This is a genomic window from Phaeobacter sp. JH20_08 (assembly GCF_048056635.1).
Taxonomy (GTDB): Bacteria; Pseudomonadota; Alphaproteobacteria; order Rhodobacterales; family Rhodobacteraceae; genus Phaeobacter; species Phaeobacter bryozoorum.
Window position 1 is genome coordinate 355,551 of record NZ_JAYMVV010000011.1, and the last position, 13,799, is coordinate 369,349.

Sequence of the window (13,799 nt, forward strand, 5' to 3'; positions counted from 1 at the left end):
CCGGCTGGCTGGTCGGAGGCTGATCGCATGGCGCGGCGTTTTGGCGGCAAATACAGTCCCGACGAACAAGAGCGGAAAGCCGCCGATGAACCGGCGTCGGGCGGCGCGGGCTCCAGTTCTGGCAGCTATCGCAATGCCCGCGTCGATCCGGTCGGAGCACGCGCCAATCTGATGGCGCTGCCTGCCGGTCTGGTCGCGCTGATGTCCGTTTTTTCGGGGGCTGCCGGTCTCGCCTTTGGGCTGCTTGCGGCCGCGACATGGGCCGGATCGGCCTATCTGCTGCGCGACGGGCTGAGGGCCGAGGCCGCTTATGACGATCGCAAGGTCGCCCGTCGCCCTGCCCTGCCCCGCAAGATCCTCGCCGCGCTGCTCTGCGGTGTCGGCGCGCTGTTTGCCGCCTGGCGGCAGGACCCCGGCGCGCTGACGGCGCTGATCTATGCCGCAGCGGCGAGCGGCCTGCATCTGGCGGCCTTTGGGCTTGATCCCCTGCGCGACAAGGGCGCCGAGGGCATCGACGATTTCCAGCGCGACCGGGTCGCCCGTGTCGTCGAAGAGGCGGAAACCTATCTCTCGGCCATGAAGGATGCTGCTCTGCGCGCCCGTGACCGCGAGGTCGAACAGCGGGTTGAGGCCTTTCAGGAGGTGGCGCGCGATCTCTTCCGCACGGTTGAGGAAGACCCCCGCGACCTGACCGGCGCGCGGCGCTATCTGACCGTCTATCTGATGGGCGCGCGCGACGCCACGATCAAGTTTGCCGATATCTATACGCGCAGTGGCGACCCCCGATCGCGCGAGGATTATCTGGCGCTGCTGCGCGACCTTGAGGAAAACTTTGCCGCCCGCACCCGCAAGATGCTGCTGGAGGACCGCACCGATCTGACCGTTGAAATCGACGTGCTGCGGGACCGTTTGCAGCGCGAGGGCGTTCACCTGGACCCCCGCTGACACAGCCATAAGGAACTTCGACATGTCCAAGACGACCCAGACGAAAGCCGCCCAGGAGGCTCAGCTGATCTCCGAAATCACCGCGATCGCACTGCCGGAACCGACGGCCGAAATCCAGTCGCTGGATCAGGCCGACGCCGCCACCAGTGCAGACATACAGTCGCGCATGGCGCAGATCGACATGTCCGACAGCAACTCGATCATCAACTTCGGCTCCGGTGCGCAGGCTGAATTGCAACAGATCAGCCAGGCCATGCTGACCGATGTGCGCAACAAGGATGTCGGCCCTGCCGGCGATTCCCTGCGCAATATCGTCACCACGATACGGGGCTTTTCGGTGTCCGAACTGGATGTGCGCCGCAAGCGCAGTTTCTGGGAGCGGCTGCTGGGTCGCGCTGCGCCCTTTGCGAAGTTCACCGCGCGATTTGAGGATGTGCAGGGCCAGATCGACCGCATCACCGACAATCTGCTTGGCCATGAGCATCAGCTGCTGAAGGATATCAAGTCGCTTGATCTGCTCTATGCCAAGACGCTGAGCTTCTATGACGAACTGGCGCTCTATATTGCAGCAGGTGAGGCCAAGCTGGCCGAACTGGACAGCAAGGAAATCCCGGCGCTGGAGGCGGCAGTGGCCGCCGCACCGGAGGCCGATCAGGTGATGCGCGCGCAGGAGCTGCGCGACATGCGCGCGGCCCGCGACGATCTGGAACGCCGGGTGCATGATCTGAAGCTCACGCGCCAGGTGACGATGCAGTCGCTGCCGTCGATCCGGCTGGTGCAGGAGAATGACAAATCGCTGGTGACCAAGATCAATTCGACGCTGGTCAATACCGTGCCGCTCTGGGAGACCCAGCTGGCACAGGCTGTTACCATCCAGCGCTCCGCCGAGGCGGCGGCGGCGGTGCGCGATGCCAATGACCTCACCAATGAGCTGCTGACCTCCAACGCGGCCAATCTGCGCGAAAGCAACAAGATGATCCGACAGGAGATGGAGCGCGGTGTCTTTGATATCGAAGCGGTGAAACAGGCGAATGCGGATCTGATCGGCACCATTCAGGAAAGCCTTCAGATCGCCGATGAGGGCAAGGCCAAGCGCGCCGCCGCCGAGGCGGAGCTTAAGAAGATGGAAGCGGAGCTGCGTGACACGCTGGCCTCGGCAAAGGCGCGGCGCGACGGGGTCGGCGATACCGCCGCCACGGCGGTTCCCGGCACCGCATGACCGCAGCCGCGCCGATATCGCAGCGCGCCCGAAGGCGACGGCTGGTGCCGGTGCTTGTCGGCGCGCTGGCCGGGACTGCGTTCCTGATGGGATGCGATCCCCTCGCTCAGCGCACCTCGCTGGTGCCGCCGACACGCCCGGCCAATCTCGCCCCGCAGCCCAAGCCGCCCTCCGCCGAGAGCCAGCGGCTGGCCCGCTACTATGGCGCCCTCCAGCAGGACCTGCTGACGCGCGGGCTGCTGCGGACCGATGGGGGCGGGCCGGAGACGCCCTATGACGCCGATGATCTGCGCCGGAATTTTGAGCAGATCGCCTTTTACGACGAATATGGCAGCAGCAATCTGCGCACCTCCGGCGCGCTTGGGCGCTGGGACGGGCCGGTGCGTCTGCGGGCCGATTTTGGCCCCTCGGTCAGCGCAGAACAGCAGCAGAAGGATCGCGCCACCCTTGATGCCTATGCCGCCCGTCTGGCCCGGATCACCGGCCATCCGATCAGCACCACCACCAGCCGCGCGCGCGCCAATTTCAACGTGATCTTTGCAGGCGCCGACGACAGCGCCTATGTCGCCGGCCGCGTGCGGGAGATCCTGCCGTCGATCAGCGACGCCGACCTAGAGGTTTTTGCCAACCCGCCGCAGAGCTACTATTGTCTGGTGCGCGCCGGGGGGCTGCAGGCGGATCCATCGTCCTATATGCGCGGGGTCGCGCTTATCCGCGCCGAGCACCCGGATCTGGCGCGGCGCAGCTGTATCCACGAGGAAGTTGCCCAGGGCCTTGGCCTGCGCAACGACAGCCCGCAGGCGCGCCCCTCGATTTTCAACGATGACGACGAATTTGCGCTGCTGACCAGCCAGGATGAGAAACTCCTGAAAATCCTGTACGATCCGCGCCTGCGCACCGGCATGTCCGCCGATGAGGCGCGGCCCATCGTGCAAGCCATCGCATATGATATCATGGGAGAGCCGCAGTAGCGGCTCCGCATTTGCCGACCCCGATGCCCCGGCATCGCCGAAAGAGGATGAAGACAATGGGTATTTTCGACTTTCTCAAGGGAGAGTTCATCGACGTCATCCACTGGACCGACGACACCAATGACACGCTGGTCTGGCGGTTCGAGCGCGAAGGCCACGCGATCAAATACGGCGCCAAGCTGACGGTGCGCGAAGGTCAGGCGGCGGTTTTTGTGCATGAAGGTCAGCTGGCCGATGTCTTCACCCCCGGTCTCTACATGCTGGAGACCAACAACATGCCGATCATGACCACCCTGCAACATTGGGATCACGGCTTTCAGTCGCCGTTCAAATCCGAGATCTACTTTGTCGACACCACCCGGTTCAATGATCTGAAGTGGGGCACCAAGAACCCGATCATGGCGCGTGACCCGGAGTTCGGGCCGGTCCGTCTGCGCGCCTTTGGCACCTATAGCATCCGGGTGGTGGACCCGGCCCGGTTCCTGAGTGAGATCGTCGGCACCGATGGTGAGTTCACCATGGATGAAATCTCCTTCCAGATCCGCAATATCATCGTCCAGCAGGTGAGCCGGGTTCTGGCAGGCTCCGGCATTCCGGTTCTGGATATGGCTGCAAATACCGCCGATCTGGGCAAGCTGGTGGCGGCTGAGATTTCCGCCACGGTGGCCGAATACGGCATCGCGATCCCGGAGCTCTATATCGAGAATATCTCGTTGCCCGCCGCGGTCGAACAGGCGCTGGACAAGCGCACCCAGATGGGAATCGTCGGTGATCTTGGCCGTTACACGCAGTTCTCCGCCGCCGAGGCGATGACCGCCGCCGCCCAGGCGCCCAATAGTGGCATGGGGGCCGGAATGGGCATGGGGATGGGCATGGCAATGGCCCAGCAGATGGCGCAGATGGCGCAGCCGGGTGCCGCCGCTCATGCAGCGGGTCAGACCAGCGGTCCCTGGGGCGCGCGGCCCGCACCCGCTGCGCCGCAGGCCGCCGCGCCGGTGGCGCCGCCGCCTCCACCGGTGGAACATGTCTGGCACATCGCCGAGAACGGTCAGACCACCGGCCCCTATTCCAAGGCCCGACTGGGGCGAATGGCACAAGAGGGCGGATTGCGCCGGGACAGCCTGGTCTGGACACCCGGTCAGGACGGCTGGAAGGCGGCAGGCGATGTCATCGAACTGGCGCAGCTGTTCACCATCATGCCACCGCCGCCTCCGCCACCGCCGCCCGCACCGCCGGCTGGCTGACATCACACAATCCCGAGGGCGCTGCGATCACCGGCGCCCTTTCTCAGGACCGACCGCAGCCCTTGTGCCACGAAGGACCTTCTGCATATGACCCGACGCAGCGCGCTCAAATGGCAGCACTGGCTGAGCCTTGGATTGATCCTCTATTTCTTTCTCGTGGAACCGGAGGAAAACCGCGCCGATCCGGGGCTGGCGCTGGCCACCCACGCGGGCGTCGGCCTGCTCCTTGCCGTGGTCGTGCTGATCTGGACACTTGTCTATCTGCGCAAAGGGCTGGCCGGGCGCGCCGGTCCCAAGCTGCCGGGCTGGGCCAGACGGTTCCACGGGTTGAACCACCGTGTCTTGCAGATCGGCCTGCCGGTCATGGTCGCAACCGGAGCGCTGGCCGGGGTGCTGGCTCCCTTTGCGATCCGCGCTTTTGGGGTGTTGCCGATCAATCCGGCCGCAGGCAGCCGCACCCTGCATGAGCTGGCTGAAGAGCTGCATGAACTTGCCTTTGATGCGCTGCTCATTGTCATCGTCCTGCATGGGCTGTTCCATCTGTGGCGCCATTTCCTGTTGAAGGACAACGCCCTGCGCATCATGGTGCCGAAACTGCTGCATAGATATCTTTGAGGCTTCCCCACGTGACCCAGCCCCCACCGCCGCCGCCCTCCGGCCTGTCGCCTGCCGAGAGCTCCGCCAGCGCCGAGACGCAGGCACCGCTTGAGGAACATCGGTTCCCCTGCGAGCAATGCGGCGCGGATTATCGCTATGATCCTGAAAACGGCACGCTGACCTGCGATCATTGCGGCCACCGGGAAGCGATCCGATCCGGCCCGTGGCGGGGTGGCAGCCTGCGGGAGCTGGATTTCGAGACGGCGCTCTCCTCGGGGCTGGCCGAGGCCGACATGGAAGAAACCCGCGTGTTGCGCTGTCCGAACTGCGCCGCGCAGGTGGAATTTGACCCAAAGGACCATGCGGGGGAATGTCCGTTCTGCGCCACGCCGATGGTCACAGACACCGGGATCCACCGTCATATCAAGCCCAAGGGCGTGCTGCCCTTCGCCTTTGATGAGCGCAGCGCCCATCAGGCGATGTCGGACTGGCTGGGCCAGCTGTGGTTTGCGCCGAGCGGCCTGCAACAATATGCCCGCAAAGGCCGACGCATGGACGGCATCTATGTCCCCTACTGGACCTTCGACGCCGACACCCGCTCACAGTATCGCGGCCAGCGCGGCACCGTCTATTATGTCACCGAAACCGTGATGGTCGACGGCAAGCGCCAGTCGCGGCAGGTGCCGAAGATACGCTGGCGGCCGGTCTCGGGGCGGGTGCAGCGGTTCTTTGACGATGTGCTGGTGCTCGCCTCCAAGAGCCTGCCGAAAAAGAACACCGATGCGCTGGAGCCCTGGGACCTGTCGGCGCTGGAGCCTTACCAGCCGCAGTATCTGGCCGGGTTCCGGGCCGAGGCCTATGCGGTGGAACTGGCCGATGGCTACGGCGAGGCGACTGCGCGGATGCGCCGGGTCATCGAACGCGACGTGCGTTTTGACATTGGCGGGGATCGGCAACGGATCGAACATATCGACAGCGATTTTTCCGATATCACCTTCAAACATGTGCTGCTGCCGGTCTGGCTGGCCGCTTATAAATATCGGGGCAAGACTTATCGTTTTGTGGTCAACGGGCAATCCGGTCGGGTACAGGGAGAACGCCCCTATTCGGTGTGGAAAATTGCCGCCGCCGTTGCTCTGGCACTGCTGATCGGCGCTGCTGTGGCCTATTTCGGATCACGCTGACATTCCGCGCCGAGGCCACGACTCCCCCGAAGCCGACATAAGGATCCGCCATGACCACCCTTCCTGCGCTTGATGCGCTGTTCAGCCGCCGTCACAGCTGTCGCGGCTTTCGCCCCGATCCGGTACCCCGTGCGGTTATCGAGGATATCCTGCGTTGCGCCCAGAAAGTGCCCTCCTGGTGCAATGCCCAGCCCTGGCAGGTGACGCTGTTCAGCGGCGCGGCGACGGATGCGCTGCGGGTGGCCCTGGCGGAGGCGGTCGCAAAGGATCCTGTTGCCCCCGACCTCCCCTTTCCCGAGCGTTACAGTGGCGATTACAAGGCGCGGCGACAGGCCTGCGGCTGGGCGCTTTATGAGGCGGTTGGTGTTGAACGCGGCGATCGCGCCGCCTCTCACCGGCAGATGATGCGCAACTTTACGCTTTTTGACGCCCCCCATTGCGCGATTCTGACCAGCCCCAAGGAGCTTGGCCCCTATGGTGCGCTGGATTGCGGTGGCTTTGTCACCGGGTTCACGCTGGCCGCAACCGCAGCGGGCGTTGCCAGCATCGCGCAGGCGGCTGTTGCCACCTATGCGCCGATGCTGCATCAGCTCTGCGACATACCGGAGGATCGAAATATCCTTTGTGCGCTGTCTTTCGGCTATGCCGATCCCGACCACCCGGCCAACCAGTTCCGCACTGAACGCGCTGAACTGCACGACTTCACCACCTGGCGCGACTGACGCCGCATATCACTGAGTAGGATAATCCATGCGTGCCCTGATCCAGCGAGTGTCCGAGGCGTCTGTCACCGTCGACGGCGATATCATCGGTGAAATCGGTGAAGGCCTGCTGATCCTGATCTGCGCGATGGCGGGGGACAGCGCGGCCGAAGCGGATCAGATGGCGGCCAAGATCAGCAAGCTGCGGATTTTCCGCGATGAGGCGGGCAAGATGAACCGCTCGGTAAAGGACATCGGCGGCGGCGCGCTGGTTGTCAGCCAGTTTACACTGGCCGCCGATACCCGCCGTGGCAACCGGCCCGGCTTCTCCAATGCCGCCGCGCCGGATCTGGGCCGCGCGCTTTACACCCGGTTTGCCGATCAGCTGGCGGCGCTTGAGGTGCCTGTGGCGCGCGGGTCCTTTGGGGCCGATATGCAGGTTGCGCTGATCAACTCCGGTCCGGTGACCATCTGGATGGACAGCGCGGACTGGTGAACTGCGCTTTTCTGCGGGCGGATTGCGGTTAGGTTGCGGATGTCGTTTTCCGTCATGTCCTGACGCGCCCATTGGTGCCAAAGCAAGCATCCGAAATCGCGCAAATGCGCCAGATCGGCCATCGCGCCCGCAGCTGCGGCCTGTCGCAAAACCGGCTCGGATCACCCGTTTTGGCCGAAAATCAGGCGGGGTCCACCATCCATTGGCGAAATACGGGGTGCGGCGGCGATAATAATTGGCATCGCGAGTGCATTGGTTTTTTCCACATATTGTCCCACCAGCCATTCACTTCTTACCAAATACGACATACCAGTTCCAAAAGACGACGGGATCACCGTCTCTTTATGCCTTCGCCATCCCCGCCTGCGCCAGAAAGCACGCTAATAAGGGTTGCGAGGTCGCAGCAAATGCGCAAACCTTGAATGACAATTCAAGAAATGACGTGTTCAGCGTCTAGATACGACAGGGAGTCCGCAATGAAAGACCAGATTGATTTCATGACGCAAAGCGTCACCTCCGGGAAAATGACCCGGCGTGAATTCATGGGCAAAACCGCCGCACTCGGCATCAGCGCCGCAGTAGCAGGCAGCCTGTTTGCCCGCGCCGTCGAGGCCGCAGGCCCGGTCAAAGGGGGCACGCTGAAGCTCGGCTCCATCGGCGGCGGCAGCACCGACTCGCTCGATCCCGCCGTGGCCGCAAGCCAGGTGCCCTACCACAATCTTTATCAGTTCGGTGAAACGCTGGTGAACGTGACGCCCGAAGGCGGCATCGAAAACCGTCTCGCCGAAAGCGTCGAAGCCAGTGCAGACGCCAAGACCTGGACCTTCAAGATCCGCAAGGGCGTTGAATTCCACAACGGCAAGGCGGTGACGGCCGAGGACGTGATGCGCACCATGGAGCGCCACTCCAACGAGGACAGTAAATCGGGTGCGCTCGGCATTATGCGCGGCATCGAAAGCATGAAGGCCGATGGCGACAACTTCGTCGTCTCGCTGACCACGCCCAACGCCGACCTGCCCTATCTGATGGCCGATTATCACCTGATGATCCAGCCTGATGGCGGCTTTGACAACCCGGCAGCGGGCATCGGTTCCGGTGCCTATATGCTGGTCGCCGATGAGCCGGGCGTGCGCCATATGTGGAAGAAGAACCCCAACTACTGGGATGACACCCGCGGCCATGTCGATGAAGTCGAAATCGTGGTAATCAACGACGCCACCGCCCGTATGGCGGCGCTGCAATCGGGTCAGGTACATATCGCCAACCGTGTTGAGCCGAAGGTTGCAGGTCTCCTCGACCGTGCACCGAACCTGACCGTGCGCAACGCAGCCGGTCCGGGCCACTATGTGTTCATCATGCATTGCGACACCGCGCCGTTTGACAACAACGAGCTGCGCCTGGCGCTTAAATATGCCATCAACCGTGAGGAAATGGTCGATAAGGTTCTGCGCGGTTATGGCTCCGTCGGTAACGACATGCCGATCAACTCCGCCTATCCGCTGTTTGATGACAGCATCCCGCAGCGCCCGTTTGATCCGGCCAAAGCGGCAGAGCACTACAAGAAATCCGGCCATGACGGCAGCCCGATCACCCTGCGGGTGTCGGATGTTGCCTTCCCGGGTGCATTGGATGCAGCCCAGCTGTTCCAGCAGTCGGCCAATGCCGCCGGTATCCCGCTGGAACTGAAGCGCGAGCCCGGTGATGGTTACTGGTCCGAAGTCTGGAACGCCCAGCCGTTCTGTGCCTCCTACTGGGGTGGCCGTCCGGTGCAGGATCAGATGTATTCGACCGCTTATCTGTCGACCGCAGACTGGAACGACACCCGCTTCAAGCGCGAAGACTTTGACCAGCTGTTGTTTGCCGCCCGCGGCGAGCTGGACGAAGCAAAGCGCAAGGCGCTCTACAGCCAGATGGGCATGATGGTGCGGGACGAAGGCGGTCTGATCTGCCCGATGTTCAACGACTTCATCGAAGCGACCAGCAGCAAGGTTCAGGGTTGGGTGGTGGATTCCACCGGCGACACCATGGCCGGCAAATGGTCGCATAAGTGCTGGTTGGCCTGATAGAGGTCCATGCCATGCACCCCGTCGTGAAACTTGTGTCCCAGCGCCTCGCGCTGGGACTAATTCTCTTGATCGCCGCATCCGTGCTCATCTTCATGGGCACCTTGATCCTGCCCGGCGATGTGGCGCAGTCCATTCTGGGTCAGTCGGCCACGCCCGAGGCACTTGCCAACCTGCGCGAGGAACTGGGGCTGAATGAACCGGCTGTTCTGCGCTATTTCGACTGGCTGTTCGGCGCCCTGCAAGGTGATCTGGGCACCGCCCTGACCAATGGTCAGGACATTGCAACCAGCATTGGCCGCCGTCTTGGCAACACGCTGTTCCTGGCGTTCTGGGCTGCCGTGATCTCGGTTCCCTTGGCGATCTTCCTGGGCCTTCTGGCGGTACGTTACCGCGACCGCTGGCCTGACAAACTGATCTCGGCCGTGACATTGGCCTCGATCTCGATCCCGGAATTCCTGATTGGCTATCTGCTGATCTATTTCGTTGCGGTGCAGATGGGCTGGTTCAGCTCTGTCGCAATGATCAATGAATCCATGAGCCTGCTGGAAAAACTGAACGCCATTGCCCTGCCCGTCGCGGTGCTGACACTGGTGGTTCTGGCGCATATGATGCGCATGACGCGGGCGGCGATCCTCAACGTGATGCAATCGGCCTATATCGAGACGGCGGAGCTGAAGGGGCTGAGCACCTTCAACGTGATTGCCCGTCACGCCTTTCCCAATGCCATCGCACCGATCGTCAATGTGGTGATGCTGAACCTCGCCTATCTGGTGGTCGGCGTCGTGGTGATCGAGGTGGTTTTTGTCTACCCCGGCATGGGCCAGTATCTGGTCGACCACGTGTCCAAGCGTGACGTCCCGGTGGTGCAGGCCTGCGGTCTGATCTTTGCCGCCGTCTACATCGTGCTGAACATGATTGCCGACATCGTGGCGATCCTGTCGAACCCGCGTCTGAGGCATCCGAAATGAAGAATATCCCTATCTCTGCAATGATCGGGCTGTTCTTCACGGCCCTCTACTTCCTGATGGCGATCTTTGCACCGCTGCTGGCCCCCTATGGGATGGCTGAAATTGTCGGTGACGTCTGGGAGCCGCGCTCGGCTGAGCATCTCCTTGGCACCGACAATATCGGCCGTGATCTTCTCAGCCGGATGATCTATGGCGGACGCACCACCATCTTCATCGCCACTGCGGCCACCATCCTGTCCTTTGTCACCGGATCGGTGCTGGGCTTCTTTGCCGCCGTTGCCGGTGGCTGGGTGGATCAGGTGATGTCGCGGCTGGTCGATCTGGTGATGTCGATCCCGACGCTGATCTTTGCCCTTGTGGTGCTGTCGGTGATGCCGGTGACCGTGCCGGTTCTGATCGTGGTTATGGGTCTGCTGGACTCCACCCGCGTCTATCGTCTCGCCCGTGCTGTTGCGGTGGATATCGAGGTGATGGACTACGTCGAAGCCGCGCGTCTGCGGGGTGAGAAAACCGCCTGGATCATCTTCCGCGAAATCCTGCCCAACGCGCTGTCACCGCTGGTGGCCGAAATGGGCCTGCGGTTCATCTTCATGGTGCTGTTTGTCTCGACGCTCTCTTTCCTCGGCCTTGGCGTGCAACCGCCAGAAGCCGACTGGGGCGGGATCGTGAAAGAAAACAAGGAAGGCATCGTCTATGGCATTCCGGCGGCACTGCTGCCTGCCATCGCCATCGCCACCCTTGCGATCTCGGTCAACCTTGTCGCGGACTGGGTCCTGAACCGCACAACCTCGCTGAAAGGAGGCCGCGGATGAGCGAACCTCTTATGAAAGTGCGCAATCTCAAGATCGGCGCAACTGTCTACCCGCCGGGGGAAAAGCCCCATGACATCGAAATCGTGCATGGTGTCAGCTTTGATCTGCAACCGGGCAAGGTGCTGGGGCTGATCGGCGAATCCGGCGCCGGAAAATCCACCATCGGGCTGGCCTCCATGGCCTATGGCCGGGGCGGTGTGAAGATCACCGGCGGCGAGGTCTGGGTGAATGGCCGCGATATCCTGCAATCCAAACTGCGCGATATCCGTCGCCTGCGCGGCGGCGAGGTCACCTATGTCTCGCAATCGGCGGCGGCCTCGTTCAACCCGGCCAAGAAGATCATGGAACAGGTGATCGAAGCGGCGGTTGAACAGGGCAAGTTCTCCAAGAAAGAGGCCGAAGCCCGCGCCCGCGCGCTTTTTGCCAAGCTGGGTCTGCCCGATCCCGACAATATCGGCGAGCGCTATCCGCATCAGGTCTCCGGCGGTCAGCTGCAACGCTGCATGACGGCGCTGGCGCTCTGCCCGGAGCCGGATCTGGTGGTCTTTGACGAGCCGACAACGGCGCTGGATGTGACGACCCAGATCGAGGTGCTGATGGCGATCAAGGAAGCCATCCGCGACACGGGTGTGGCTGCACTCTATATCACCCATGACCTTGCGGTGGTGGCACAGGTGAGCGACGACATCATGGTGCTGCGCCACGGCAATATGGTGGAATACGGCCCCGTCGATCAGATCATCAACGCCCCGCAGGAGGAGTACACACAGGCGCTGGTCTCGGTGCGCTCCATCACCCATGAGGAAAAGGCCCCGACCTCGGAGCCGGTGCTGAGCGTGCGCAATATCACCGCGCGCTACCAGGGCACCAAATTCGATGTGCTGCATAATGTGAACGTCGACCTGCACCCCGGTCAGACGCTGGCCGTGGTCGGAGAATCCGGCTCTGGTAAATCGACACTGGCACGGGTGATCACCGGGCTATTGCCACCGCGCGAGGGTGATATCGAGTTTGCCGGGCGTCGGCTGTCCTCCGATCTGGCGGGACGCACCCGCGAGGATCTGCGCGAATTGCAGATGATCTATCAGATGGCGGATGTGGCGATGAATCCGCGCCAGACCGTCGGTACGATCATCGGCCGTCCGCTGGAGTTCTACTTTGGCATGAAGGGCGCCGAAAAGCGCAAGCGCATCATCGAACTGCTGGATGAGATCGAGCTGGGCGAAAGCTTCATCGACCGTTACCCGGCGGAGCTGTCGGGCGGACAGAAACAGCGGGTGTGTATTGCACGTGCGCTGGCGGCCAAGCCCAAGATGATCATCTGCGACGAGGTCACCTCGGCGCTGGATCCACTGGTGGCCGATGGCATTCTGAAGCTGTTGCTGGAACTGCAAAAGATCGAGAATGTCGCCTATCTGTTCATCACCCACGATCTCGCCACGGTGCGGGCGATTTCGGATAATATCGCGGTGATGTATCAGGGCCGCGTCCAGCGCTATGGCGGCAAGACCGAAGTGCTGTCGCCCCCCTTTGACGATTACACCGATCTGCTGCTCAGCTCGGTGCCGGAAATGCGGCTCGGGTGGCTGGAAGAGGTCATCGCCAACCGCAAGATGGAAAGTGCGGGCAACTAGCAGCCCAGCACCTGATATCCCCCCGTCGCAGGCAACTGCGGCGGGACGCACTCAAAGGCGGTCGCAGGAACACTCCTCACGGCCGCCTTTTTAACTCACCTTTACAAGACCTTGGGTTCTGCGATGGACAACAAACTTCTCCTTATCATCTTGGACGGGGTGCCGTGGCGCAACTTCCGTCGGCTGTTTGGCAATCTGGAAGGCTGGGTCGACAGCGGCGAAGCGCGGGTCTGGAAACACCGGTCGGTGCTGCCCTCGATCTCCGCCAGCTGCTATGCCTCGATCCACACAGGTGTTGCCCCCGCCGAACATGGCTGCACCGGCAATGGCAATGTCTTCCGCTTGGGCCACAAGGATGTGTTCAGCCAGGTTCGCGAGGGCGGCGGCGTAACCGGTGCGGTGGCGCATAGTTTCTGGTCCTCCTTCTTCAACCGCCACCCCTATGACCCCGTGCGCGACGTTGAATATGACGAACCGGACAGCGCCACGATCAATCACGGGCGGTTCCATTCGATGACCGGCTACGGGCTGGACAACCAGATGACCCCGTCGGACGTCGATCTGTTTGGCACGCTGACAAACCTCTGCCTGCGGTTCGGGCTGAACTACGGAATGCTGCACACCTGCACGCTGGACAGCATGGGGCACCGGTTTTTCCACGATTGCCAGCAAATGGACCACGCCTGTTTCGTCATGGATGAGATGCTGGCGCCGTTTATCTTCAAATGGCGCGAAATGGGCTATGAGATCATCGTCACCGCCGATCACGGGCAGGATGATCGCGGCCACCACGGCGGGCGCAGCGCCCTGCAACAGGAAACCGCGCTGTATTATTTCGGCCCGGCCGAAGGCCCGGCAGAAGATGTGGTGATCGACCAGCGCCAGCTGGCGCCTACCATCCTCAGCCGCCTTGGTGCGCCCATCGCCGACACGATGAAGGCAAAATCTTTCCTCGGCTGAGG

13 protein-coding genes are annotated in these 13,799 nt (G+C 62.5%); all 13 read left to right on the forward strand.

Features of this window, described 5'->3' with window-relative positions; all coding sequences use genetic code 11:
* Positions 1-27: 27 nt before the first annotated feature.
* Entirely contained in the window at positions 28-945 is a 918-nt protein-coding gene (locus tag VWY75_RS12250; RefSeq protein WP_416539062.1) for a 5-bromo-4-chloroindolyl phosphate hydrolysis family protein, read from the forward strand.
* Positions 946-967: 22 nt separating this feature from the next.
* Positions 968-2,164, forward strand: coding sequence for a toxic anion resistance protein (locus VWY75_RS12255; protein WP_416535086.1), 1,197 nt, complete (start codon positions 968-970; stop codon positions 2,162-2,164).
* An 86-nt stretch (positions 2,165-2,250) separates the two neighbouring features.
* Entirely contained in the window at positions 2,251-3,135 is an 885-nt protein-coding gene (locus tag VWY75_RS12260) for a DUF2927 domain-containing protein (RefSeq protein WP_340546338.1), read from the forward strand.
* 56 nt (positions 3,136-3,191) lie between these two features.
* Positions 3,192-4,379: an SPFH domain-containing protein gene (locus tag VWY75_RS12265; protein WP_416539063.1), complete on the forward strand. Its 1,188-nt coding sequence runs from the start codon at positions 3,192-3,194 to the stop codon at positions 4,377-4,379.
* A gap of 87 nt (positions 4,380-4,466) precedes the next feature.
* Complete coding sequence (locus VWY75_RS12270) at positions 4,467-4,994, forward strand: cytochrome b/b6 domain-containing protein (protein ID WP_416539064.1); 528 nt, start codon at positions 4,467-4,469, stop codon at positions 4,992-4,994.
* A gap of 11 nt (positions 4,995-5,005) precedes the next feature.
* A complete protein-coding gene (locus VWY75_RS12275) occupies positions 5,006-6,160 on the forward strand; it encodes a TFIIB-type zinc finger domain-containing protein (protein ID WP_416539065.1) in 1,155 nt (384 codons plus the stop codon).
* A 50-nt stretch (positions 6,161-6,210) separates the two neighbouring features.
* Entirely contained in the window at positions 6,211-6,882 is a 672-nt protein-coding gene (locus tag VWY75_RS12280; RefSeq protein ID WP_340546080.1) for a nitroreductase, read from the forward strand.
* A 28-nt stretch (positions 6,883-6,910) separates the two neighbouring features.
* On the forward strand, positions 6,911-7,357 hold the full coding sequence (gene dtd / locus VWY75_RS12285) for a D-aminoacyl-tRNA deacylase (RefSeq protein WP_416535081.1): 447 nt from the start codon (positions 6,911-6,913) through the stop codon (positions 7,355-7,357).
* Positions 7,358-7,833: 476 nt separating this feature from the next.
* The gene (locus VWY75_RS12290; RefSeq protein ID WP_061048721.1) at positions 7,834-9,420 is read left to right on the forward strand and encodes an ABC transporter substrate-binding protein; all 1,587 of its coding nucleotides are present in this window, start codon (positions 7,834-7,836) and stop codon (positions 9,418-9,420) included.
* Between the two features lie 14 nt (positions 9,421-9,434).
* Positions 9,435-10,391, forward strand: coding sequence for an ABC transporter permease (locus VWY75_RS12295; RefSeq protein ID WP_416535138.1), 957 nt, complete (start codon positions 9,435-9,437; stop codon positions 10,389-10,391).
* Positions 10,388-11,203, forward strand: a complete 816-nt coding sequence (locus VWY75_RS12300; protein WP_340546085.1) for an ABC transporter permease — start codon at positions 10,388-10,390, stop codon at positions 11,201-11,203. Before VWY75_RS12295 ends, VWY75_RS12300 begins: the two co-directional genes overlap by 4 nt.
* The gene (locus tag VWY75_RS12305) at positions 11,200-12,837 is read left to right on the forward strand and encodes an ABC transporter ATP-binding protein (RefSeq protein ID WP_340546086.1); all 1,638 of its coding nucleotides are present in this window, start codon (positions 11,200-11,202) and stop codon (positions 12,835-12,837) included. Before VWY75_RS12300 ends, VWY75_RS12305 begins: the two co-directional genes overlap by 4 nt.
* 123 nt (positions 12,838-12,960) lie before the next feature.
* Entirely contained in the window at positions 12,961-13,797 is an 837-nt protein-coding gene (locus tag VWY75_RS12310) for an alkaline phosphatase family protein (RefSeq protein WP_260081714.1), read from the forward strand.
* The last annotated feature ends 2 nt before the right edge of the window (positions 13,798-13,799 follow it).